At 70.2% G+C, this 22579-nt stretch carries 21 protein-coding genes and 1 tRNA gene; 7 read left to right on the top strand and 15 right to left on the bottom strand.

Annotated features, from left to right (window positions below; genetic code table 11):
• Positions 1-96 precede the first annotated feature (96 nt).
• Together AC1DCT_RS01115 and AC1DCT_RS01110 are read right to left on the bottom strand one after the other, a co-directional pair.
• Positions 97-172: transfer RNA gene (locus tag AC1DCT_RS01115), tRNA-Ala, on the bottom strand.
• Positions 173-281: 109 nt separating this feature from the next.
• Complete coding sequence (locus AC1DCT_RS01110; RefSeq protein ID WP_477427037.1) at positions 282-1208, bottom strand: LysR family transcriptional regulator; 927 nt, start codon at positions 1206-1208, stop codon at positions 282-284.
• Between the two features lie 118 nt (positions 1209-1326).
• Between AC1DCT_RS01110 and AC1DCT_RS01105 the strand changes: the two genes are divergently transcribed.
• Genes AC1DCT_RS01105 through lysA form a run of 4 tightly spaced genes read left to right on the top strand, consistent with a single transcriptional unit; the run spans position 1327 to position 6658 of the window.
• Positions 1327-2883, top strand: coding sequence for an aminotransferase class I/II-fold pyridoxal phosphate-dependent enzyme (locus AC1DCT_RS01105; protein WP_477427035.1), 1557 nt, complete (start codon positions 1327-1329; stop codon positions 2881-2883).
• A 60-nt stretch (positions 2884-2943) separates the two neighbouring features.
• Positions 2944-4446 carry an amino acid permease gene (locus AC1DCT_RS01100; RefSeq protein ID WP_440731549.1) on the top strand — a complete coding sequence of 501 codons (1503 nt, stop codon included), beginning with the start codon at positions 2944-2946 and terminating at the stop codon, positions 4444-4446.
• Positions 4443-5342: a universal stress protein gene (locus tag AC1DCT_RS01095; protein ID WP_440731548.1), complete on the top strand. Its 900-nt coding sequence runs from the start codon at positions 4443-4445 to the stop codon at positions 5340-5342. The genes AC1DCT_RS01100 and AC1DCT_RS01095 overlap by 4 nt, the downstream gene beginning before the upstream one ends.
• 56 nt (positions 5343-5398) lie before the next feature.
• Positions 5399-6658, top strand: a complete 1260-nt coding sequence (gene lysA, locus AC1DCT_RS01090) for a diaminopimelate decarboxylase (protein ID WP_440731547.1) — start codon at positions 5399-5401, stop codon at positions 6656-6658.
• Positions 6659-6802: 144 nt separating this feature from the next.
• Here the strand turns inward: lysA and AC1DCT_RS01085 are convergent, their stop codons facing one another.
• The 11 genes from AC1DCT_RS01085 to rplU form a co-directional block, all read right to left on the bottom strand.
• Positions 6803-9148: an FdhF/YdeP family oxidoreductase gene (locus tag AC1DCT_RS01085; RefSeq protein WP_477427033.1), complete on the bottom strand. Its 2346-nt coding sequence runs from the start codon at positions 9146-9148 to the stop codon at positions 6803-6805.
• Positions 9145-10032 (bottom strand): formate dehydrogenase accessory sulfurtransferase FdhD, encoded by an 888-nt coding sequence (fdhD, locus tag AC1DCT_RS01080; RefSeq protein ID WP_477427031.1) that lies wholly within the window; start codon positions 10030-10032, stop codon positions 9145-9147. Before fdhD ends, AC1DCT_RS01085 begins: the two co-directional genes overlap by 4 nt.
• Positions 10033-10218: 186 nt before the next feature.
• On the bottom strand, positions 10219-10605 hold the full coding sequence (rsfS, locus tag AC1DCT_RS01075; RefSeq protein ID WP_440731544.1) for a ribosome silencing factor: 387 nt from the start codon (positions 10603-10605) through the stop codon (positions 10219-10221).
• Entirely contained in the window at positions 10605-12080 is a 1476-nt protein-coding gene (locus AC1DCT_RS01070; RefSeq protein ID WP_477427029.1) for a hypothetical protein, read from the bottom strand. Before AC1DCT_RS01070 ends, rsfS begins: the two co-directional genes overlap by 1 nt.
• On the bottom strand, positions 12077-12673 hold the full coding sequence (gene nadD, locus AC1DCT_RS01065) for a nicotinate-nucleotide adenylyltransferase (protein ID WP_440731542.1): 597 nt from the start codon (positions 12671-12673) through the stop codon (positions 12077-12079). Before nadD ends, AC1DCT_RS01070 begins: the two co-directional genes overlap by 4 nt.
• A 9-nt stretch (positions 12674-12682) precedes the next feature.
• On the bottom strand, positions 12683-12910 hold the full coding sequence (locus AC1DCT_RS01060; RefSeq protein ID WP_441975734.1) for a hypothetical protein: 228 nt from the start codon (positions 12908-12910) through the stop codon (positions 12683-12685).
• 48 nt (positions 12911-12958) lie between these two features.
• Positions 12959-14185 carry a glutamate-5-semialdehyde dehydrogenase gene (locus tag AC1DCT_RS01055; RefSeq protein WP_441975956.1) on the bottom strand — a complete coding sequence of 409 codons (1227 nt, stop codon included), beginning with the start codon at positions 14183-14185 and terminating at the stop codon, positions 12959-12961.
• A gap of 126 nt (positions 14186-14311) precedes the next feature.
• Positions 14312-15094 carry a glutamate 5-kinase gene (gene proB, locus AC1DCT_RS01050; protein WP_440731540.1) on the bottom strand — a complete coding sequence of 261 codons (783 nt, stop codon included), beginning with the start codon at positions 15092-15094 and terminating at the stop codon, positions 14312-14314.
• Positions 15091-16653, bottom strand: a complete 1563-nt coding sequence (obgE, locus tag AC1DCT_RS01045) for a GTPase ObgE (RefSeq protein WP_440731539.1) — start codon at positions 16651-16653, stop codon at positions 15091-15093. Before obgE ends, proB begins: the two co-directional genes overlap by 4 nt.
• A 181-nt stretch (positions 16654-16834) precedes the next feature.
• Positions 16835-17092: a 50S ribosomal protein L27 gene (gene rpmA, locus AC1DCT_RS01040; RefSeq protein ID WP_159575753.1), complete on the bottom strand. Its 258-nt coding sequence runs from the start codon at positions 17090-17092 to the stop codon at positions 16835-16837.
• A gap of 20 nt (positions 17093-17112) precedes the next feature.
• Positions 17113-17421, bottom strand: coding sequence for a 50S ribosomal protein L21 (gene rplU / locus AC1DCT_RS01035; RefSeq protein ID WP_233309240.1), 309 nt, complete (start codon positions 17419-17421; stop codon positions 17113-17115).
• A 272-nt stretch (positions 17422-17693) separates the two neighbouring features.
• On the opposite strand from rplU, the gene AC1DCT_RS01030 reads away from it, so the two are divergent.
• The gene (locus AC1DCT_RS01030) at positions 17694-17993 is read left to right on the top strand and encodes a DUF4031 domain-containing protein (protein WP_477427027.1); all 300 of its coding nucleotides are present in this window, start codon (positions 17694-17696) and stop codon (positions 17991-17993) included.
• Positions 17990-18619 carry a TMEM175 family protein gene (locus AC1DCT_RS01025; RefSeq protein WP_441975733.1) on the top strand — a complete coding sequence of 210 codons (630 nt, stop codon included), beginning with the start codon at positions 17990-17992 and terminating at the stop codon, positions 18617-18619. The genes AC1DCT_RS01030 and AC1DCT_RS01025 overlap by 4 nt, the downstream gene beginning before the upstream one ends.
• Before the next feature lie 35 nt (positions 18620-18654).
• Here the strand turns inward: AC1DCT_RS01025 and AC1DCT_RS01020 are convergent, their stop codons facing one another.
• Positions 18655-21183 (bottom strand): Rne/Rng family ribonuclease, encoded by a 2529-nt coding sequence (locus AC1DCT_RS01020; RefSeq protein WP_477427026.1) that lies wholly within the window; start codon positions 21181-21183, stop codon positions 18655-18657.
• Positions 21184-21445: 262 nt separating this feature from the next.
• Here AC1DCT_RS01020 and AC1DCT_RS01015 point away from each other — a divergent pair, with 262 nt between their 5' ends.
• Positions 21446-22054 (top strand): vitamin K epoxide reductase family protein, encoded by a 609-nt coding sequence (locus AC1DCT_RS01015; protein WP_440731535.1) that lies wholly within the window; start codon positions 21446-21448, stop codon positions 22052-22054.
• 108 nt (positions 22055-22162) lie between these two features.
• On the opposite strand, the gene ndk is transcribed toward AC1DCT_RS01015, so the two are convergent.
• Entirely contained in the window at positions 22163-22579 is a 417-nt protein-coding gene (gene ndk, locus AC1DCT_RS01010) for a nucleoside-diphosphate kinase (RefSeq protein ID WP_045272553.1), read from the bottom strand.

The following is a 22579-nucleotide window of genomic DNA, read 5'->3' as shown; positions in this document are numbered from 1 at the left end:
TCGCACCCCAACGACAGTCGCCGACACGTACCGCGCCCCCTCGCTCCCGCTGATCCGACAGACGACGAAAGCCCCCGGCGAACCGAGGGCTTTCAATGGTGGACCTGAGGGGACTCGAACCCCTGACCCCCTGCATGCCATGCAGGTGCGCTACCAGCTGCGCCACAGGCCCAGACGCTGTTCACGGCTTCCCGCGACAACTCATTCAGCCTACAACATGGCTGTCTCACCGCGCCAATCGAGAGGGCCGCTGCGAGCCGCCGGGCGTGTCATGCCCACGGTCACGCAGACGGCAGCGTGCTGAAGGCGTCCCGGATCGCCAGCACCAGCTGGCGGACCGCGGTGGACGGGCCGCGCGTCGATCCCTCCGCCGATGTCGCCACAAGGACCGAACGCACGAAGGACGGATCCTCGATCGGACGCAGCACGATCCCCGGATGCGAACTGCCGACGGCGAGACTGGGCAGCAGCCCTACGGCGAGTCGGGCCGCGATCATCCCGAGCATGACCTGGAAATCGTCCGTGCGGATCGCGACGTCGAGCGTGTGCCCCCGGGCGGCGAACGCGTCGATCACGATCGTGTCCATCGGGTCGTTCCCCGCTGCGGCGAAGAGCCACCGCTCCTGCCACAGAGTGAGCAGCGTCGGCACGTCGATCGGCCTCGGGGTCGCGAGCGGATGGCCGGCGGGCAAGGCCAGCAGCAGCGGGTCGCGATGCACCTCCCGAGTCGCGACATGCGTCCGGAACGGCAGCTCGTATCCGGGCACGGTATAGACGAGCGCGGCGTCCAGTCCTCCGCGGTTGATCCGGTCCACGAGCGTCGGCACCTCCTCGAGCATCGCGTCGACCTCGATGCCGAGATCGTCGACCCGGGGCACGACCGACGGCAGGATCTTCGCTCCCGCCGTGGGAAAGGTCCCGAAGCGCAGACGCACCCGCCCCATGGACGTCAGCTCTCTGGCGTCCCGGATCGCGCGCTCGCCCAAGGTGAGGATCTCCTGCGCCCGTTCGAGCAGCAGCGTGCCCACCGGGGTCAGCCTGCTGCCGCGCGACGAGCGGATCAGCACGGGCGAGCCGACGAGGCGCTCGAGGTTCTTGAGGTGATAGTCGACCGTCGGCTGCCCCCAGGCGAGCCGTCGCGCGGCGGCGGTCACCGACCCCTCGGCGTGCACGGCGCGGAGTGCTTCCAGCTGTCGCAGATCGAGCATCGAAACCAACCTCCTATGTCGGATCAGGCCTCTCTTGCGGCTGAGTCACATACAGGATATGTGGCCCAGGAGAATTTCCGGGATTCCGTGCGAGCCGGAAATTCCGCACCATGGACCAATGCCGTCCTCCGCCTCGCTCACCGTCGACCCGTCCACGTCTGCGATGTCGGCGTCGTCGATCGCGGATTCCCGCCACCGCGAGACTCCGTACGCCGACGCGCTCGAGCGCCACGCGAGCCGATCGCCGATCCAGCTGATGGTCCCCGGCCACAGCGGCAACAGCACCGGCATCAGCGCCCGCCTGGCGGAGTACTTCGGCGAGCGCGTGCTGCAGCTCGACGTGCCGATGCTCCTCGACGACATCGACCTCGGCGAGAACTCCCCGCTCTCGCAGGCCCTCGACCTCGCCGCCGATGCCTGGAGCGCGCGGCGCACCTGGTTCCTCGCCGGCGGCGCTTCGCAGGCCAACCGGATCGCGGCGCTCGCGGTGCGCGGCCTCGGCGCGAACATCCTCTCCCAGCGCAGCGCGCACTCGAGCTTCAGCGACGGGGTGCTCACCGCCGGACTCACGCCCTCGTTCGTGCTCCCCTCGGTCGATGCCCGCTACGGGATCGCGCACGGCGTCTCCCCCGCCGCCCTCGACGACGCCCTGACCGCCGCGGCCGACCGCGGTCAGCCGGCGAACGCCGTCTACGTCGTCTCGCCCAGTTATTTCGGCTCCGTGGCCGACATCGCCGGTCTCGCCGAGGTCGCGCACGCGCACGGCGCCCCGCTGATCGTGGACGGAGCCTGGGGGCCGCACTTCGGATTCCACCCCGAGCTCCCGGAGTCGCCGACCCGCCTCGGCGCCGACCTCGTCGTCTCGAGTACGCACAAGCTCGCCGGATCCCTCACGCAGTCCGCCATGCTGCACCTCGGCGACGGCCCCTTCGCGGACCGCCTCGAGCCGCTCATCGAGCGCGCCGTCTCCACCACGTCATCGACCTCCTCCTCGGCGCTCCTGACGGCCTCCCTCGACATCGCGCGGCACGCGCTCATGACCGAGACGGAGACGATCGGCCAGTCGATCGCCGGGGCGAACGCGTTCCGCGCCGCGCTGCGCGAAGATCCGCGCTTCTCCGTCGTCAGCGACGGCTTCGACGCGTTCGACGACATCGTCGCGACCGACCCGCTCCGCGTGCCGATCGACGTGTCCGCCACAGGCGTGAGCGGCCACTGGCTCCGCCAGCACCTGCTGGAGGTCGAGGGCATCTACTTCGAGATCTCGACGGCTACCGCGCTCGTGGCCCTGATCGGCGCCGGCAAGACCCCCGACCTCGAACACGTGCTCCGCGTGCTCTCCGCGGCGGTCGATTCGGACGAGGCGCACGCGGAGCGCGCCCAGGCGGATACCGCAGGCTTCCCGGCGCTGCCACCCTCCGGTGCGCTGCGCATGCTCCCCCGCGACGCATACTTCGCGGGCACCGAACTCGTCCCCGCCGCGGAGGCGGTCGGCCGCATTTCTGCCGACACCCTCGCCGCCTATCCTCCGGGGATCCCGAACGTCATCCCGGGCGAGGAGATCACGGCGCAGACCGTGGCCTTCCTTCAGGCCGTGGCCGCGTCTCCCAGCGGATACGTCCGCGGTGCGGTCGATCCCGACGTGGCCCTGTTCCGGGTGACGAGAGCAGACTGACCCCCGATCCTGCCGAACCCGGATCGCGCAGGCTCACACATCCAATCAAAGGAGACTGGAATGACCACCATCGCCCAGCAACTGCTGCGCCGGAAGCCGACCACGCCGGTCGGCGCCGGCGAAGTCCACCTGAAACGCAGCATCGGGCTGTTCTCGCTGACCATGATCGGCGTCGGCGGCACCCTCGGCACGGGGATCTTCTTCATCCTGTCGCAGGCCGTGCCCGTCGCCGGTCCGGCGGTGATCTGGTCATTCGTGATCGGAGGCGTGGTGGCAGGTCTCACGGCGCTCTGCTACGCCGAGATGGCCGGCGCCGTGCCGGTGTCCGGATCCACCTACTCCTACGCCTACGCGACTCTCGGCGAGGGCACGGCGATGGCGGTCGGCGCATGTCTGCTGCTGGAATACGGCGTCTCGACCGCGGCGGTCGCGGTCGGCTGGTCCCAGTACGTCAACCAGCTCCTGCAGAATCTGTTCGGCTGGCAGATCCCGGTGCAGCTGTCGCAGGCTCCCGAGCAGGGCGGCATCGTCAACGTCCCCGCCGTCATCGTGATCGTGCTGTGCGGCCTGCTGCTGATGCGCGGCGCCCGTGAGTCGACTCTCGTCAACAGCATCATGGTGGTCGTCAAGATCGCGGTCGTGCTGTTCTTCTGCGCGATCGCCTTCACCGGCTGGAACGCCGACCATTTCCACAACTTCGCGCCGGCGGGCTTCGCCGGCATCGTCGGCGGCGCCGGCATCATCTTCTTCTCCTTCGTCGGTCTGGACGCCGTCTCGACCGCCGGTGACGAGGCGAAGAACCCGAAGCGCAACCTGCCGCTCGCGATCATGTTCGCCCTCGGCATCATCATCACGCTGTACGTGCTCACCTGCCTCGCCGCCCTCGGCGCCCAGGCCCCGGCGAAGTTCGAGAACCAGGACGCAGGCCTGTCCGCGATCCTGCAGAACATCATCGGATCTACCTGGCCCGGCACGGTCGTGGCGATCGGCGCGATCATCTCGATCTTCTCGGTCACCCTGGTCTGCCTCTACGGCCAGACGAGGATCCTGTTCGCGATGTCGCGCGACGGCATGATCCCCCCGGTCTTCGCGAAGGTCGACCCGCGCACCCTCTCCCCCGTGAACAACACGATCATCGTCGTGATAGCGACGAGCATCCTCGCGGCCGTCGTCCCGATCAACTTCCTCGCCGAGATGACCAGCATCGGCACGCTCGTCGCCTTCCTCGTGGTGTCGATCGGCGTGATCATCCTGCGCGTGCGCGAACCCGAGCTCGAGCGGGGCTTCCGCCTGCCGCTCGGCTGGACGATCCCGATCCTGTCGATCATCGGCTGCATCGCGATCATCACCCAGCTGCGCGTGATCACGATCGTGGTCTTCGTGATCTGGGCGGCAGTGTTCCTGGTCTTCTACTGGTTCTACGGGCGCACGCACTCGGCGCTCGGGGTGGGCCATCCGGTCGTCGCCGCCCCGGACGTCCCGTACACCACCGCCGTCGCCCAGCCGAGCACGGACGCCGTGCGCCAGGCCGCCGCCGAACGCCGGACGGACGGCGACCGATGAGCCTGCTCGTCGGCCTGAGCCCCGCGAGCCGCTCGGCGTCGGTGCTGCACCTCGCCGCGATGCTGGCGCGGTCGGCGGACACCGACCTGATCGTCACCACGGTGATCCCGGAGACCTGGCCGCGCTCCGTGGGACACGACGATGCGGAATGGCACGCGTTCACCCGCGACGCCGCGAACGCCGTGCTCGACCACGCCGCCGCGGTGCTCGGCGGATCGGTGCCTGCGCAGTTCGTCGTGCACGAGGCATCGTCCGCCCGGCGCGGCTTGCTCGAGCTCGCCGAGCTCCGCGACGCGGGCATGATCGTGATCGGATCCTCGTCCGCCGCTCCGCTGGGACGGATCGCCCTGGGATCCGAGAGCGACGCGCTGCTGCACGCCTCCGCGGTACCGGTGGCGATCGCGCCGCGCGGCTTCCGCACCAAGGGGGACGCCAGGGTCGGTCGCGTCACCGCGGCCTACCGCGGCACGGACTCGTCGGCGGATCTCGTCTTCGGCGCGGCGACCGTGGCCGGGTCGGTCGGTGCGGCCCTGCGGATCGCGTCGTTCGCCGTCGTGCCGAACGTCTCCGGCACGGCCGGGGCGGGGTTCGACGCTGAGCGGAGCATCGCCGAGCAGTGGGCCGACGACATCCACGCCCACACCGCACAGCTGCTCTCGGAGGTCTCCGCCCTTCCGGACGCGCCGGAACTCGCCGGCACCGTGATCGGCCTGGGCGACACGTGGGAGTCCGCCGTGGATGACGTGGAGTGGGACGCCGACGAGGTGCTGGTCGTAGGATCGAGCAGTCTCGGGCCGATCGCCCGGGTCTTCCTCGGATCCAACGCGACCAAGGTCGTGCGGCACTCCCCCGTGCCTGTCGTGGTCGTCCCGCGACGCGCCCTGGATCCCGCCTGACGCCGCCACCCCGAACCGCACCGCACCGCACCGCACCGACGCGAAGGACGCAGAACATGCCGCACCAGATCCTCGACCTGTTCCCCGCCGGGACCACCGTCGATGCCGACGGCACCCTGCGCTTCGGGGGGTGCCGGGTCGACGACCTGGCGCGCGAGTTCGGCACGCCCGCGATCGTGGTCGACGAGACCGCACTGCGGGCGCGTGCCAGGGAGTACCGCACCGAGCTGACCTCGCGCTGGCCGAAGGCCCGTGTCGTGTTCGCGTCGAAGTCATTCCCGGCGACCGCGGTGCAGCGCGTCATGGTCGAGGAGGGCCTGGGGCTCGACGTCGCCGGCGGCGGCGAGATCCTCAGCGCCCTCCGAGCCGGGGTGGATCCGGCCCTCCTCGTCTTGCACGGCAACGCCAAGTCGACAGAAGAGCTGCAGATCGCGGTGGACGCGGGCCTCGGCCTGGTCGTGGTCGACAACGCCGACGACGTCGACCGGCTCGAGCAGATCGTGCCGGAGGGCCGTCGGCAGGACGTGCTCGTGCGGATCATCCCCGAGGTCGAGTCCTCCACGCACCCGCACGTGCAGACCGGGCAGGTGGGATCCAAGTTCGGGCTCACGATCCCGGTCGCCAAGGAGCTCATCGCGCGGATCGAGGCCAGCCCGAAGCTCTCGATGCGCGGCGTGCACGCGCACGTCGGCTCGCAGATCATGGATCCGTCCGAGCTCGCCGCCGCCGTCGCCCCGCTCGCCGAGCTCGGCACCTTCCCTGTGTACGACCTCGGCGGAGGGCTCGGTGCGCGCTACACCTACGACGAGCATCCGGCGAGCGTCGCCGAGTACGTCGAAGCGCTGCTCGCCGCCGCCCGAGAGCATCTTCCGGCGGACGCCGAGCTCATCATCGAGCCCGGCCGCAGCATGGTCAACGGCTCGGCGATGACGCTCTACACGGTCACGACCGTGAAGCGGGACGCACGGACGTTCGTCGCGGTCGACGGCGGGATGGGCGACAACCTCGAAGTGGCACTGTTCGCGCAGCGTTACGAGGCCGCCCTCGCCGGCCGCCTCGATGACGAGGCCGTGGAGGACGTCGTCGTGGTCGGGCGGCACTGCGAGTCGGGCGATGTGCTCATCGACCCGCTGCGGCTGCCCGAGGTCCACGTGGGCGACCTCCTCGCCGTCCCCGCCACGGGCGCGTACACGCACACGATGGCCAACAACTACAACGGCTACCGTCGCCCGCCGGTGGTCTTCGTGCACGACGGACAGGCCCGTGCGGTGATCCGCCGGGAGACCTGGGACGACCTCTTCGACCGGGACCTCTGAGCCGGCATTTGGAAACTCCACGTCGGGGTCGTTGAGCGAGCACGGCCGAAGGCCGAGCGAGACGAGACGAGGGGCTTTCGCGAGGTGCCGTGTTTCGTCTCGCGCCGCCCTCGGCGTCACAGCGAGACAGCCCCGGACACGGGTTCAGGCCGCGGAACGGGTCACCGTGACATGGATGCTCTTCATCAGCGGCTGGTCGCTCTGCGCGCTGAAGTCGGCGTGTCCGATGAGCACGTTCAGCTCGGGCATGTAGCCGGCGGCGCAGCCCTGAGGCAGGTCGTACGGCACCGCGCGGAAGCCGTGCACGGTCCGGGTGGATCCGTCCTTCGACGTCGAGCGGATGTCGACCAGATCCCCCTCGGCGATGCCGCGCGCCCGCATGTCGTCGGTGTGCAGGAAGACCAGCTCGCGCAGGTTCTTCACGCCGCGATAGCGATCGTTGTTCGAGTAGATCGTCGTGTTCCACTGATCGTGCGAGCGCATGGTCTGCAGCACCAGCGTCTCCGCGGAGGCCGGGATCACGTCGGGCAGCGGAGCATGCGAGAACTCCGCCAGTCCGGATTCCGTGTCGAACACGCGCTCCCGGGCGGGCTGCGGGATCCGGAAGCCGTGCCGGCTCTGGATCCTCTGGTTGAAGCCCTCGAAGCCAGGCAGCACCTGAGCCATGACGTCGCGGATCCGGTCGTAGTCGGCGACGTAGGCATCCCAGGGCGTCTGCGACTCAGGGAGCGTGGCCTTTGCGATCCCCGCGATGATCGCGGGCTCCGAGCGCAGATACGCGGACGCGGGGCGCTTGCGCCCCACCGAGAGGTGCACCATGCTCATGGCGTCCTCGACGGTGACGCCCTGCGGGCCGCCTTCCTGCTGGTCGCGCTCGGTGCGTCCGAGGCAGGGCAGGATCAGCGCCTTCTCCCCGTGCACGAGATGGCTGCGGTTGAGCTTGGTGCTCACCTGCACCGTCAGCGCGCAGCGGCTCAGCCCCTCGGCCGTGTACGACGTGTCGGGCGCCGCGAGCACGAAGTTGCCGCCCATGCCGACGAACACCTTGACCGTGCCGTCGTGCATGCCGCGGATCGTCTTGACGGTGTCCAGGCCCTGGTGGCGCGGCGGGTCGATGCGGCAGACCTCGGCGAGCCGATCGGTCCACGCGGGCGGGCGGTGGTCGATGCCGCAGGTGCGATTGCCCTGCACGTTGCTGTGCCCGCGCACGGGCGACGGACCTGTGCCAGGGCGCCCGATGTTGCCGCGCAGCAGCAGCAGGTTCACGATCTCGCGCACCGTGTCCACGCCGTGCTCGTGCTGGCTCACACCCAGGCACCAGCTGATGATCGCGCGCTCCGAGCCGAGGTAGACGGCGGCCGCCTCGCGGATCCGCTCCTCGCTGAGGCCGGACTGGCGCACGAGCTCGGCCCAGGGCGTCGCTTCGACGAGCGCGCGGTAGTCCTCGAGCCCGTTGGTGTACTCGCGCAGGAACGCGGCGTCGAGCACGGTCGGATCCGCCTGAGCCGCCTCGAACACGACCTTCGCCATGCCGCGGATCAGGGCGAGATCGCCGCCGAGCCGCACCTGAAGGTTCATCGTGCTCGTGTCGGTGCTGCGGTTCAGCGCCATGTCGACGAACTCGTGCGGCACGATCGTGCGCGTCGCGCCCGCCTCGACCAGCGGGTTCACGTGCACCACCTGCGCGCCTCGGCGGACCGCATCAGACAGCGCGGTCAGCATGCGCGGTGCGTTCGACGCCGCGTTCACGCCGAGCACGAAGAGCGCGTCGCACTCCTCCCAATCGCGCAGATCCGCCGTGCCCTTGCCCGTCGCCAGCGACGCCTTCAGCGCGCGCCCTGAGGCCTCGTGGCACATGTTCGAGCAGTCCGGGAGGTTGTTGGTGCCGTACTCGCGCACCATGAGCTGGTACAGGAACGTCGCCTCGTTGCTGAGCCGGCCCGAGGTGTAGAAGCTGGCTTCGTCCGGGCTGTCCAGGCCGCGCAGCTCCTCCCCGATCAGGGCGAACGCGTCGTCCCACGTGATCGGCACGTACCGATCGGTCGCGGCGTCATAGCTCATCGGCTCGGTGAGGCGCCCCTCGTTCTCGAGGTCGAAGTCCGTCCACGTCGAAAGCTCGGCGACCGTGTGCGCCGCGAAGAACTGCCGGTCCACCCGCTTGTGCGTCATCTCCCACGTGACGTGCTTGATGCCGTTCTCGCAGATGTCCAGTCGCAGGTTGCCGAGATCGTCGGGCCACGCGCAACCAGGGCAGTCGTATCCGGACCTGCCGTGGTTCATGATGAGCATCGCGCCGGATCCTGCGATCGGCTCGCGCTCGCGGAGCAGCACCTGGCCGACGGACTTCGCGGCACCCCAGCCCGCGGCTGGGCGCCGATAGGGCTTGCGGGACCAGGAAGCGGTCGTGCGCGGTCCGTATCCGCCCTGCCGGGGCTCGCGCGGCATGAGCCCGAAAGCCGTCCCTCCGCGTGCGTCCTCGTCGTCGCTCATCGTTCTGCCCGTCCTTCCCGCGCCGAGGACTCACCGCGCGTCGCTGCATCGATCCGCACGCGCTGTGCGTGCGCGTACACGTTCATGGACTGCCCTCGGACGAACCCGATCAGCGTCAGCCCCGACTCGTCCGCGAGCTCGACCGCCAGCGAGGACGGCGCGGAGACCGCGGAGAGCACCGGTATCCCCGCCATGACGGCCTTCTGCACCAGTTCGAAGCTGGCCCGGCCGGACACCTGCAGCACGGTGGACCGCAGCGGCAGCCGTTCCTCCTGGAGCGCCCAGCCGACCACCTTGTCCACGGCGTTGTGCCTGCCGACGTCCTCGCGGATGACCAGAAGCTCGCCCGTGACCGCGTCGAAGAGCGCCGCGGCGTGCAGTCCGCCGGTCTTGTCGAATGCGGCCTGCTCGGCCCGGAGCCGGTCGGGCAGCTCCGCGATCCATGCGGCGTCGACCGCGACCTCGTCGGGCGAGGACGGGGCGAAGTGGGACGTCGTGCGCACGGCATCGATGCTGGCCTTGCCGCAGACGCCGCAGGAACTGGTCGTGTAGAACCGCCGCGCCTCGTCGGCGCTGGGCAGCCGCACCCCCGGTGCGAGCGTCGTATCCAGCACGTTGTAGGTGTTCGCAGCTCCCCCGGTGCCGGGGCCGCCGCAGTGGATCGCGGTACGGAAGTCGGAGCTCTGGGAGATCACGCCCTCCGAGACGAGGAACCCGATCGCGAGTTCGACGTCATGGCCCGGGGTGCGCATCGTGACCGCGAGCGGGGCACCGGCGATGCGGATCTCCAGCGGCTCTTCGACAGCGAGCGTGTCGGCGCGACGACGCACGCCCTCTCCCAGTGCGATCCGAGTGACCGGCCGCAGCGTCGTGATCCGTCCCACGGCTCGACCTTACTCGCGGATCCGTCGTCCGAAGTCCCGAACGCCAGGTGTTTGTCGATCCGTGCGACGACACGGTGCCCGGGCACAGATCGTCCGTCCCGCACGCGCTCGAGAAGGCGCGTGACCGGCACCGATCCGCGGTGGTCGAAGGCGGATCGGGATGACCGATCCCGAGGCCCGCCTCGGTCAGTCCTGTTCGGAGGGCACGCCCAGCGGCGCGGGCTCGGCGATCGGCACCACGGGGCAGTCCTTCCAGAGACGCTCCAGGCCGTAGTACGTGCGCTCCTCCTCGTGGAAGACGTGCACGATCAGGTCGCCGAAGTCGAGCAGCACCCAGCGGGCTTCGCTGCGTCCCTCTCGGCGCACGCGCTTGTAGCCCGCTTCGATCATCTTGTCCTCGACCTCGTCGGCGATCGCGGCGACGTTGCGCTCGCTGTTGCCGGTGACGAGCAGGAAGATGTCCACGAGCGGCAGCGGCTCGGACACGTTCAGCGCGAGCAGATCCTCTCCGCCCTTGGAACGGGCCGCGTCGGCGGCGATCTGCAGCATGTCTGCGGCGGAGGGCGACTGCATCAAGAGAAGGCTCCTGTGGTGATGGCGACGATGAGCGCGCCGACCAGGGCGACGGCGAGGGCGCCGGCGGTGATGGTCAGTGCGAGCATGAGCTTGTTGCCCTTTTCGGGCTCGGGCGGGCGGATGACCTCGCCCGCGGGCTTGATCGTTCCGATCGCCGCGCTGGCGGCGATCGGCGTGGGCGACGAGGCAGGGGCGAGTTCGCCGTCGACGAGCACGGCGTCGACCTCCTTGCCGTCGGCGACGCCGTCGGCGTGACCGCGCGAGCCGAGGCCGGAGGGCAGCTCATAGCTGCCGGTGACGAGGATCTCGCCGGTCGAGGCGACAGGGCCCGACAGCGACAGGCCGCCAGGAGCCTGCTGGAAGATCAGAGCGTTCGGCGCCGCGTGGTGCGACCCTGTGGAGTCCCCGATGAGCGCATCGAAGGAGTCGGCCTGCGGCGTCCGAGGCTGCTGTGCGAGCACGCGCTCGCCGAAGCCGGGGTTGAGGGTCGATCCGGAATCAGCGGGAGCCGACTTCGGCAGGGGCCGCGGCGTCTCTTCGGCCGACGTCGGCGTGGCCGGAGCCGGCGGTGCAGGGTTCTCCGCAGCGGACCACAGAGCGGACTGCTCAGACGAGAACGGCAGGTCCACAGGCGTTGAATCGGGCTCGGCCGCCGGCATCGCGGCGGGCACCGCAGGCAGCAGCGGTGCGGGCGCGGGGTCTGCCGGGCGGGCCGGGACGGCGGGGCGCTCGCTCTCCGCACCCCGGGGCGCAGCCGAGACGGGATCGGCGTGCCACGTGCGTCCGGTCTCCTCCTCGGCGCGCATCACCGAGGAGACCGAGACCGGCGCGACGTCCTGTTCGGCGTCGTCGACGCCGTCCTGTTCGTCGGCGACTCGGGTCGGCGCGGGGGTTGCGGCCGATCCGTACGAACGGCGACGGCTCGGATAGCTGGGGCGGGGAACGTCCGTGATCATCCCCGCCTGCTCGGGTGCGGCGGGTGCGGCAGGGGCCGGCGTGGGCGTGACGGGCGCCGGTGCCGGCGGCACGCTGAACGAAGGAACCGCCGGGCCGGCAGGAGTCTGAGACGCGGACGGCGCGGACTCCGCCGCCGACGATGCGCTCTGGGATGACGGATCGGACACCGGCACCGAGCCGGTGCGGATCCGCTCCTGCTCCCGCACCTGGCGGCGGGTGAGCGGCTCCTCGCCCGCGACGGAGTCCTGGGATTCGACGGAGCTCGGCGCGGCCGCGCTCTCGGCGACAGGCTCGGCCACCGGCGCTGCCGTCGTCTCGGCGACGGGCTCCGGAGCGGCCGGGGCCGCCGGAGCGGTCGGTGCGGCGCCGGTCTGCTGACGTGCCGCCTCGGCCTCCTCAGGAGTGACGATCGGGGTCGATCCGGTGAGGCGGGCCTCGCGCATCTGCTTGCGGGTCAACTGGCCGCTGCCAGATGACTGATCAGCAATGTGCTGGTGCTGATCCGATGTGCTCATGACGTGCTCCGATAAAGATGATGCTTCGCGATGTACTGGACCACTCCATCCGGCACGAGGTACCAGACCGGGTCCCCCTCGCGGACGCGGGATCGACAATCTGTCGACGAGATCGCGAGGGCAGGGACCTCCAGTTGACTGACGTCAGCCGGTGGCAGACCGTCCGTGCTCAGCACATGACCAGGTCGGGATACGGCGACGAAGTGGGCGAGGTCCCACAGTTCATCATGATCCCTCCAGCTGAGAATCTGCGCCACGGCATCCGCACCGGTGATGAAGAAGAACTCCGCATCAGGACGCTGCGCCTTCAGATCCCGCAACGTGTCGATCGTGTACGTGGGCCCGTCGCGGTCGATGTCCACGCGGCTCACGGTGAACGACGGGTTCGACGCCGTCGCGATCACCGTCATCAGGTAGCGGTGCTCGCTGTCCGACACCCCGCTCTTCTGCCAGGGCTGCCCGGTGGGCACGAAGACGACCTCGTCCAGTCCGAACGAGTGCGCCACCTCGCTCGCCGCGACCAGGTGCCCGTGATGGATGGGGTCGAACGTCCCGCCCATCACGCCGATGCGCGGCGCAGGAGTGGTCGTCATCGGATCAGCTCAGTGACCGTGACCGGCTCCGTGTCCTTCATGACCGTGCTCCGCGGCCCACGCCTCCGCCTTCCGGCTGTGACGGTTGGCGACGTTGCGGTAGGAGAGAGCGACCAGGCCGAGGAGCGCGAACACGCCGGCGGCGATCAGCCCGAACGGAAGCGTCTCCAGCGCCACGTTGCCGTGGTGCTCGGGGGTCTCGGCTGCGGCCTGCACGAGCTGTGCGACGAGGTTCATCGATTCTCCAGAGTGATCAGGGTGGATCTCAGCTCCCCAGTCTAGCCCTCAGCCGCGGGTCTGCCCCGACCCGCGCGCGAGCCACTTGGTGCTGGTCAGCTCGGCGAGTCCCATCGGGCCCCTGGCGTGCAGCTTCTGCGTCGAGATGCCCACCTCGGCACCGAAGCCGAACTCGCCGCCGTCGGTGAACCGCGTCGACGCGTTCGCCATCACGACGGCGGAGTCGACCTCGGCCAGGAATCGCTCGATCGCCAGGGCATCCGTGCTGATGATCGACTCGGTGTGGCCCGTGCTGTACTGCCGGATGTGGGCGAGCGCCTCGTCGAGATCGTCCACCACGCGCATGGACAGATCGAGGCTCATGTGCTCGGTCCCCCAGTCCGCATCGGTCGTCGGGACAGCCGCGGGCACAAGCCGGCGGATCTCCTCGTCGCCGTGGATCGTGACGCCCTGCGCGATCAGGGCGTCCGCGACCTCGGGGACCAGCCGGTCCGCGGCGCCTCGGAGTACGAGGACGGTCTCCACCGCGTTGCACACGCTCGGACGCTGCACCTTGGCGTTCACGACGATGTCGCGTGCCCAGTCCAGCGGTGCCGTGTCGTCGAGCACGATGTGCACCACGCCTGCGCCGGTCTCGATGACGGGCACGGTCGACTCGGTCACCACGGTCTCGATGAGCCCTGCGCTGCCGCGCGGCACGAGCACGTCGATGAGGCCGCGCGCGTGCATCATCGCGGTGGCGCCGGCTCGGCCGAAGTCGTCCACGGTCTGGATCGCCTCCGCGGTCACGCCGGTCGAGGCCAGCGCCTCGCGCATCACACGCACCAGCACCGTGTTGCTCTCCTTGGCGGCGCTGCCACCGCGCAGCACAGCGGCGTTGCCCGAGCGCAGCGCGAGCGCGGCGATGTCGACGGTGACGTTCGGGCGCGCCTCGTAGATCGCGCCGACCACGCCGAACGGCACCCGCACCTGTTCCAGGGCGACACCGTTGGGCATGCGGTGCCCGCCGATGACGCGACCGACCGGATCCGGCAGCGCCGCGACCTCCCGCACGGCGGCGGCGAGTGCTTCGATGCGCTTCTCGTCCAGGCGCAGACGATCCAGCAGCCCATCGCCGATGGCTTCTGCGACGCCTCGGGCGAGGTCACGGGAGTTTGCGGCGATGATGTCGTCCGAGGCGGCGACCAGCGCGGCAGCGATCGCGTGCAGCGCCGCGACCTTGCCATCGCTGGTGAGCTGCGCCGTCTCGCGGGACGCCTCCTTGGCGGCGCGCATCCGCGTCTCGGGCGAATCCGGCCCGTCCTGCGCGGAGGCGTCGGCGGGCACGGCGAAGTCGGCGATCACGGTGGACATGCGGTCAGTGTACCCACGCTCCGCACCCCGGGGACCCGGATGACGGATTCAGACCGCCGGTTCGAACCAGGTGCCGATCTCGGCGCCGGAGAGCGCATCGGAGACCAGATCCGCGCTGGTCACGAGCACGCCGATCCCGCTCGCCGCCGCGAGGCGTGCGGCGGAGACCTTGGTCGCCGCTCCCCCGGTGCCGACGCCGTTCACGACGGTCGCGCCGAACTCGAGACCGGAGAGGTCGGCACCCGCGGCGACGACGTCGAGCGGCTCGGCCGCGGGGTCGGAGGGCGGCCGGGTGTACAGCGACTCCACGTCGCTGAGCAGCACCAGCGCGTCGGCCCCGGTCAGCTGCGCCACCAACGCGCCGAGCCGGTCGTTGTCGCCGAAGCGGATCTCCTGGGTGGCGACGGTGTCGTTCTCGTTCACGATCGGCAGCACCCGCAGCCCGAGCAGGCGCTCCATGGCGCGGCGGGCGTTGCTGCGCGATGTCGGATGCTCCAGATCACCGGTGGTCAGCAGCACCTGCCCCGCCACGATGCCGTGCGGTCGCAGGGCCTCCTGGTAGCGGTAGATGAGCAGGTTCTGACCGACGGCGGCCGCCGCCTGCTGCGTGGCGAGGTCGGTGGGCCGCGCGTCGAGCTGCAGGAACGGGATCCCGGTGGCGATCGCACCGGAGGAGACCAGCACGATCTCGGTTCCGCGTGCGTGCGCGTGCGCCAGCGCCTCGACCAGCAGCGGAATGCGCCAGGCTCCCTCACCGCTGATGGACGAGGATCCGACCTTCACCACGATCCGCGTCGCCGCGGGCAGATCCGCCCGCGTCAGCGCCGTCACTGCGCGTCCTCGCCGGCTCCCGCCTGGCGGACGTCCTCGGCGCGCTCGCTGTCGGCGTCGTCCGCCGCCGTGCGAGTCGCCAGGCGCTCGCGCTCGTCCTCGGCGCGCAGTGCGGCCCTGGCATCCATGCGCTCGTGGTACCGCTCGCGCCGCTCGTTGGTGGTGCGTCGGGTGTTCGGATCGAAACGCGAGTCCAGACCGCGCGGCGACGTGATCAGTTCGGCCGCGGAGGACATCTGCGGCTCCCAGTCGAACACGATGCTCTCGCCCGGGCCGATCACGACCGTGGATCCCCGCACCGCGCCCAAGCGGAACAGCTCGTCCTCGACGCCGAGCTTCTCGAGCCGGTCGGCGAGGTAGCCCACCGCCTCCTCGTTCTGGAAGTCGGTCTGCTGCACCCAGCGCACCGGCTTGTCGCCGAGGATCCGGTACACGTTGCCGTAGCTGCCGCCTTCGACGCGGATCTCGAACTCGCGCTTCGAACCCCGGGGGCGGATGACGATGCGCTCCTTGGGAGCCTCGGCGGCTGCGGCCAGCTCGGCACGGTGCGCGTCGACGATCTCGCCGAGCGCGAAGGTCATCGGACGCAGCCCCTCGTGCGAGACCGTGGAGATCTCGAACACGCGGAACCCGCGCTGCTCCAGCTCCGGGCGCACGAAGTCGGCGAGCTCGCGCGCCTCCGGCACATCGATCTTGTTGAGGGCGATCACCTGCGGGCGCTCCAGCAGCGGAACCTGCCCTTCGGGCACCTCGTAAGCGGCGAGCTCGGCGAGGATCACGTCGAGATCGCTGATCGGGTCGCGGCCCGGCTCGAGCGTGGCGCAGTCCAGCACGTGCAGCAGCGCGGAACACCGCTCGACGTGCCGGAGGAACTGCAGACCGAGCCCGCGCCCCTCGCTCGCGCCCTCGATGAGGCCGGGCACGTCCGCCACGGTGTAGCGGGACTCACCGGCCTGCACGACGCCCAGGTTGGGATGCAGCGTGGTGAACGGGTAGTCGGCGATCTTCGGCCGCGCGGCGGAGATCGCCGCGATCAGGCTCGACTTGCCCGCCGACGGGTAGCCGACCAGCGCGACGTCGGCGACGGTCTTGAGCTCGAGCACGACGTCGCCCTCGAAACCGGGGGTGCCCAGCAGCGCGAATCCCGGAGCCTTGCGCTTCGGCGTCGCCAGCGCGGCGTTTCCGAGGCCGCCGTGGCCGCCCGCGGCGGCGACATAGCGCTCGCCCGGAGTGACCAGGTCGGCCAGGACCTCACCGTCCGGTGACTTGACGACCGTGCCCACCGGCACGAGCAGCTCCAGGTCCTCGCCGTCGTAGCCCGCGCGGTGGTCGCCCATGCCGAAGCCGCCGTTCTGCGACGTGCGGTGCGGCGAGTGGTGGTACGACAGCAGAGTGCCGGTCTGCGGGTCGGCGACGAGCACGATGTCGCCGCCGTCGCCGCCCTTGCCGCCGTCAGGCCCGCCGAGAGGCTTGAACTTCTCCCGGTGCACCGACACGCAGCCGTTGCCGCCCTTGCCCGCGCGCAGGTGCAGCGTCACCCTGTCGACGAACGTGACCATGCGGATCCTCCTGGGTTGCGGGACGGGCACTCACCGAAGCGTGCCGGGATATGGAAACGGGGCGAGCCGAAGCCCGCCCCGTTGCCGAAAACTGCCCAACCGGTGGCTGAGTGGGGTCCCCGCGCCCAGAGGCTCCGGTCAGCGCGCAGCGATGGCCGGAGAGGGCGTGGGGCGCGAAGTCTTACTCGGCAGCTGCGACGATGTTGACGACCTTGCGGCCGCCCTTCGCGCCGAACTCGACCGCACCGGCGGCGAGGGCGAACAGCGTGTCGTCGCCGCCACGGCCGACGTTCACGCCGGGGTGGAAGTGCGTGCCGCGCTGACGGACGAGGATCTCGCCGGCGCTGACGGTCTGGCCGCCGAAGCGCTTCACGCCGAGTCGCTGTGCGTTGGAGTCACGACCGTTGCGGGTCGAGCTCGCACCCTTTTTGTGTGCCATTTCTCAGCTCCTCTTCGTGCTTACTTGATGCCGGTGATCTTGACGCGCGTGAGGTCCTGACGGTGCCCCTGGCGCTTCTTGTAACCGGTCTTGTTCTTGAACTTCTGGATGACGATCTTCGGGCCACGGAGGTGGCTGACGACCTCTGCGGTGACCTTGACCTTCGCGAGCTTGTCGGCGTCGGTGGTGATCTTGTCACCGTCGACGAGGAGCACCGCGGCCAGCTCGACCTTGTCGCCCTGGGCCGCCTTCAGACGGTCGAGCTGAACGATCGTGCCGACCTCGACCTTCTCCTGGCGTCCACCGGCGCGCACTACTGCGTAAACCACTTCATACCTGTTTCGTTGGGGAGCGGGACCGCTCCGTAATCTCACGGGAAGACTGTGCGTGCATCGCGCCACAGCAGAGGGATCCGCAGTGGCGGGCGCGAGTTGCATGATCCCGCGGCGGCCGAGTGGGGCGTCCGGCGCGGTGCACCAAGGAGCTACTTTACCGGATGCGCCCTCCCCTCGCAAAGCGAGCGCGACCGTGTCGGGATCCGGATCGGATCGTGGGATCCGGATCCGCCTCCGCGACCCTGCCCGCGTTCTAGGATCGCGGAATGGCGATCTTCGTGGACGACCCGATCTGGCCGGCGCACGGCCGCCTGTGGGCGCACATGGTCAGCGACGCCAGCGTCGCCGAGCTGCACGCGTTCGCCGCCCGGCACGACATCCCCCGCCGGGCGTTCGATCTGGACCATTACGACGTCCCCGCGGACGCTCTGGACCGGCTCGTCGCAGGCGGGGCGAAGCGCGTGGGCGGCAAGGAGCTCACCCGCCGGCTGATCGCCTCGGGGCTGAGGGTCCCGGCCCGCGACCGCACCGGCGGGCACGGCCACGGCACGAGGGTCGCACGATGACCTCGAGCAGGCTGGAAGCGTTCAGCGACGGGGTGCTCGCGATCATCATCACCGTGATGGTGCTCGGACTCGCCGTGCCGAAGGGGACGACCTGGACGGACCTGGTGCACACCTCCGGCCTGGGCCTGCTCACCTACCTGCTGAGCTTCGTCTACGTCGGGATCTACTGGAGCAACCACCATCACCTTTTCCAGCTGCGCCCCGCCGTGAACGGCGCTGTGCTCTGGGCCAACCTGCACCTGCTGCTCTGGCTGTCGCTGTACCCGTTCACGACCGCCTGGCTGACCGAGACCCGCGTCGCCCAGGTGCCGACGATCGTCTACGGCCTCAATCTGCTCGGCGCCGCTCTCGCGTACACGATCCTGCAGCGGACGATCGCACGCCAGCCCGGCGGAGACAGGATCCGCGAGGCATTCGGGCACGACGTGAAGGGCATCGTCTCACCGCTGCTCTACCTGAGCGGTCTGGGCCTGTCGTTCGTCGTGCCGTGGCTGGGCCTGATCCCCTACGTCATCGTCGCCCTGATCTGGCTGGCGCCGGACCGGCGCGTGGAGCGATACCTGTCCTCGCACACGGGCGACGCCGCAGGCCGGGCCCCCGAAGACGAAGAGGACCCGGCGCCGTAGCGCCGAGTCCTCTCACGTGATCCTGCGGGGGCGGGTCAGCCCTGTTCCGCCTGCGGCGCGGCCTCGGTCGTGTGCACGACCGCGGTGCCCGCGGAAAGCCCGGCGGTGCTCACTCGGCGGCGGCTGCGGCCCTGCCCCGGCGCCTTCGGCTCGGGAAGCGCGTCCAGCACCGAGTCGAGCAGCTGCTCCGCCTCCGTCTTGGGCGCCTTGACACGGTCGGAACCGCGCTTCTTGCGCGGCTTCTTGGGCCGCTCCTGTCCGGTGCGCTCGGCCGAAGCATCCGTCGCCGGCTCGGCCGTCGCGTCACCGGCGACCGGGGGCGTCTCCCCCGCGGCACGGCTGGACGCGGCGATCTGTGCGAGAGCGGACTTCGCGCCCTCCGTGATGACGTGCGTGCCGCCGTTCGCGGGCGCCGCCGACGCGGTCGGGGCGGTACCGTTGCCGCCGCCGCTGGAGACCGCGTTTCCGCCGCGCTGGCGACGGTTGGAGCTCTGCTGGGGGGCCGCCGCACGGTGCTTCACGACGGGGTCGTGGTGCACGATCACGCCACGGCCGGCGCAGACCTCGCAGGGCTCGCTGAAGGTCTCCAGCAGGCCGAGGCCGAGCTTCTTGCGGGTCATCTGGACGAGGCCGAGCGAGGTGACCTCGGCCACCTGGTGCTTCGTGCGGTCGCGGCTCAGGCACTCCACGAGGCGGCGCAGCACGAGGTCGCGGTTGGACTCGAGCACCATGTCGATGAAGTCGACGACGATGATGCCGCCGATGTCGCGCAGGCGCAGCTGGCGGACGATCTCCTCCGCGGCCTCGAGGTTGTTCTTGGTGACCGTCTCCTCGAGGTTTCCGCCCGAGCCGACGAACTTGCCGGTGTTGACGTCGACGACGGTCATGGCCTCGGTGCGGTCGATCACGAGCGATCCGCCCGACGGCAGCCACACCTTGCGGTCCAGTGCCTTCTCGATCTGCTCGGTCACACGGAACACGTCGAACGGATCGCGGACGTCCTCGTACGCCTCGACCCGGTCGAGCAGGTCGGGGGCGACGCTCTCCAGGTACGTGCGGATGGTGTGGCCTGCGTCGGCACCCTGGATCCGCATCCGGGTGAAGTCCTCGTTGAAGACGTCGCGGACGATCTTGACCAGGAGGTCCGGCTCGGCGTGCAGCAGCGCGGGTGCCTGCTGGCTCTCGACCTGCTTCTGGATGTAGCTCCACTGCGCGGTGAGGCGCTGCACGTCGTTGGTGAGCTGCTCCTCGGTGGCTCCTTCGGCCGCCGTGCGCACGATCACACCGCTGGACTCCGGGAGCACCTCCTTGAGGATGCGCTTGAGCCGGGCACGCTCGGTGTCGGGCAGCTTGCGCGAGATGCCGTTCATGGATCCGTTCGGCACGTACACGAGGTAGCGGCCGGGCAGCGAGATCTGGCTGGTGAGGCGGGCGCCCTTGTGACCCACCGGGTCCTTGGTCACCTGCACGAGGACCCGGTCGCCGGCCTTGAGAGCGAGCTCGATGCGACGCGGCTGGTTGCCGGTCTCGACACCGTCCCAGTCCACCTCGCCGGAGTACAGCACGGCGTTGCGACCGCGACCGATGTCGACGAAGGCGGCCTCCATGCTGGGCAGCACGTTCTGCACGCGGCCCAGGTACACGTTGCCGATGAGGGATGCGTCCTGGTTGCGAGCGACGTAGTGCTCGACGAGCACGTTGTCCTCGAGCACGGCGATCTGGGTGCGGCCGTTCTTGGAGCGCACGATCATCTCGCGGTCGACGGCCTCGCGGCGGGCGAGGAACTCGGCTTCGGTGACGACGGGACGGCGACGGCCGGCGTCGCGACCGTCGCGACGGCGCTGCTTCTTGGCCTCGAGCCGGGTGGATCCCTTGATCGCCTTCGGCTCTGTGATGTACTCGACGACCCGCTGGCGCTGGCGCGGCTGCTCTGAGTCTCCGCGGCCGCGCGAACGACGTCCGAAGGAGTCCTCGGCGTCGTTGTCGTCCCGCGACTCGCGGACGTCGCGCGCGCTGCGGGAGGAACGGGCCGGGAGCGGGACGATCGTGGGGGCGTGGAAGTGCAGCTGCGTCGAGACGCGCGACACGAAGACCTCGGGCAGCAGGCCCAGGCTCACCGCGGTGACGGCCTCCGGCTCAGCCTCCGGCACGGCATCCACGACGGACTCCACGTCCGCGGCGACCACGGCGACAGGATCGGTCGCGGCACCAGCGGTCGGCTGCGCGCCGGCGCCTGAGTCCTCGGCGGGCTCGGCCTCGCCGTCCGCGGCGGGCGCGGCCTCGGCAGGCTCGGCGTCGGCGGGTGCGGTCTCGATCGGCTCCGCGTCGGCCTGCTCGCCGTCAGCTGCGTCGAGCTGCTCGCTGTCCGCTGCGTCAGCTGCGGCCACGGCCTCATCGGGGCTCTCCGCCCCGGCGGTCACGATCGCGTCTTCGACGGGCGCGTCGGCGGATGTCGCGTCCTCCTCGGTCGATGCGGGCGTCGGCTCCGCGGGCTCGGGAGCTACCGGCGCCTGCAGCGCGTCGAGATCGAGGGTAGGGGCGTTGTCATTGTTCTCGTCGGCCATCTCTGGCGTACTCCCTGCACGGCGGCCAGGCCGCCGTGAATTCTCTCGTGCGACACGCTCGGCGCCGCGAACTCAATCGGTCTGCGATCGGCATGTGCTCTGATCGCTGGGAGCCGGAGCCCCCGAAGTCTGTATCCGTCGGCCGCCATCACGGCGACTCGACCCGTCCATTATCGCACCATCGCGACGATATGCCCGCCTCGACGCGAATCGATGCCTGCGCATGCATCCCGCACAGAACGTCGACTGCCATAATCGCGGCATGTCCGCACAGCGCACCCGTCCCGTCGGCTACGCCATCTGGCTCATCGTCGCGAGCGTCGTCGGGTGGTGGGCCGCCTTCCAGCTCACCCTCGACAAATTCGCCACTCTGGAGAACCCGACCGCCGACCTCAGCTGCAACGTGAGCGTATTCGTGCAGTGCGGGAAGAACCTGGAGTCCTGGCAGGGCTCGGTGTTCGGCTTCCCGAACCCGCTCATCGGGCTCACCGGCTGGATGGCCCCGCTCGTCGTCGGTGTGGCGATCCTCGCCGGCGCCCGGTTCCCGCGATGGTTCTGGGCGCTCTTCGGCCTGGGCATCACCGGCGCCTTCGTGTTCATCGCGTGGCTGATCGGACAGAGCTTCTTCGACCTGCACACGCTCTGCCCCTGGTGCGGCCTGACGTATCTGGTCGTGATCCCCACGTTCCTGGCCACCATGCAGCAGCTCTTCGCCAACGGGACGTTCCCGATCAGCCGGAGTGCCCAGGATGCCGCGCGCCGTCTCGGATCCTGGGTGCCGCTCGCGTCGATCCTGGCGTTCGCGGTCGTGGTGCTGCTCGCCCAGGTCGCCGGCGTCGACCTGATCGGCGAGGTCGTGCGGATGTTCTGAGGCGGATCCGGAATCACGGATCCGTGCGGCCCCCCGATGCCTCACGCAGAAAGCCCCGGCCCTCTCACGGAGAGGACCGGGGCTTTCACGTCGATGGATGCGCCGGGGTCAGCCGAACCAGATGCCGAGCTCGCGCGCGGCCGACTCGGGCGAGTCGGAGCCGTGCACGAGGTTCTGCTGCACCTTCAGGCCCCAGTCGCGACCGAAGTCGCCGCGGATCGTGCCGGGAGCGGCGGTGGTCGGGTCAGTGGTGCCGGCCAGCGAGCGGAAGCCCTCGATGACGCGGTTGCCGGCGAGGCGGATCGCCACGGAGGGGCCCGAGAGCATGAACTCCAGGAGCGGCTCGTAGAACGGCTTGCCCTCGTGCTCGGCGTAGTGCGCGGCGAGGAGGTCGCGGTCGGGGTCGACCAGGCGGATGTCGACGAGGGCGTATCCCTTCGCCTCGATGCGGGCGAGGATCGCGCCGGTGAGGCCGCGCGCGACGCCGTCGGGCTTGACCAGGACGAGGGTCTCTTCGGTGGGCAT

It is taken from the genome of Microbacterium sp. 10L49, assembly GCF_056395125.1.
This window is presented reverse-complemented; position numbering and strand designations above follow the sequence as displayed.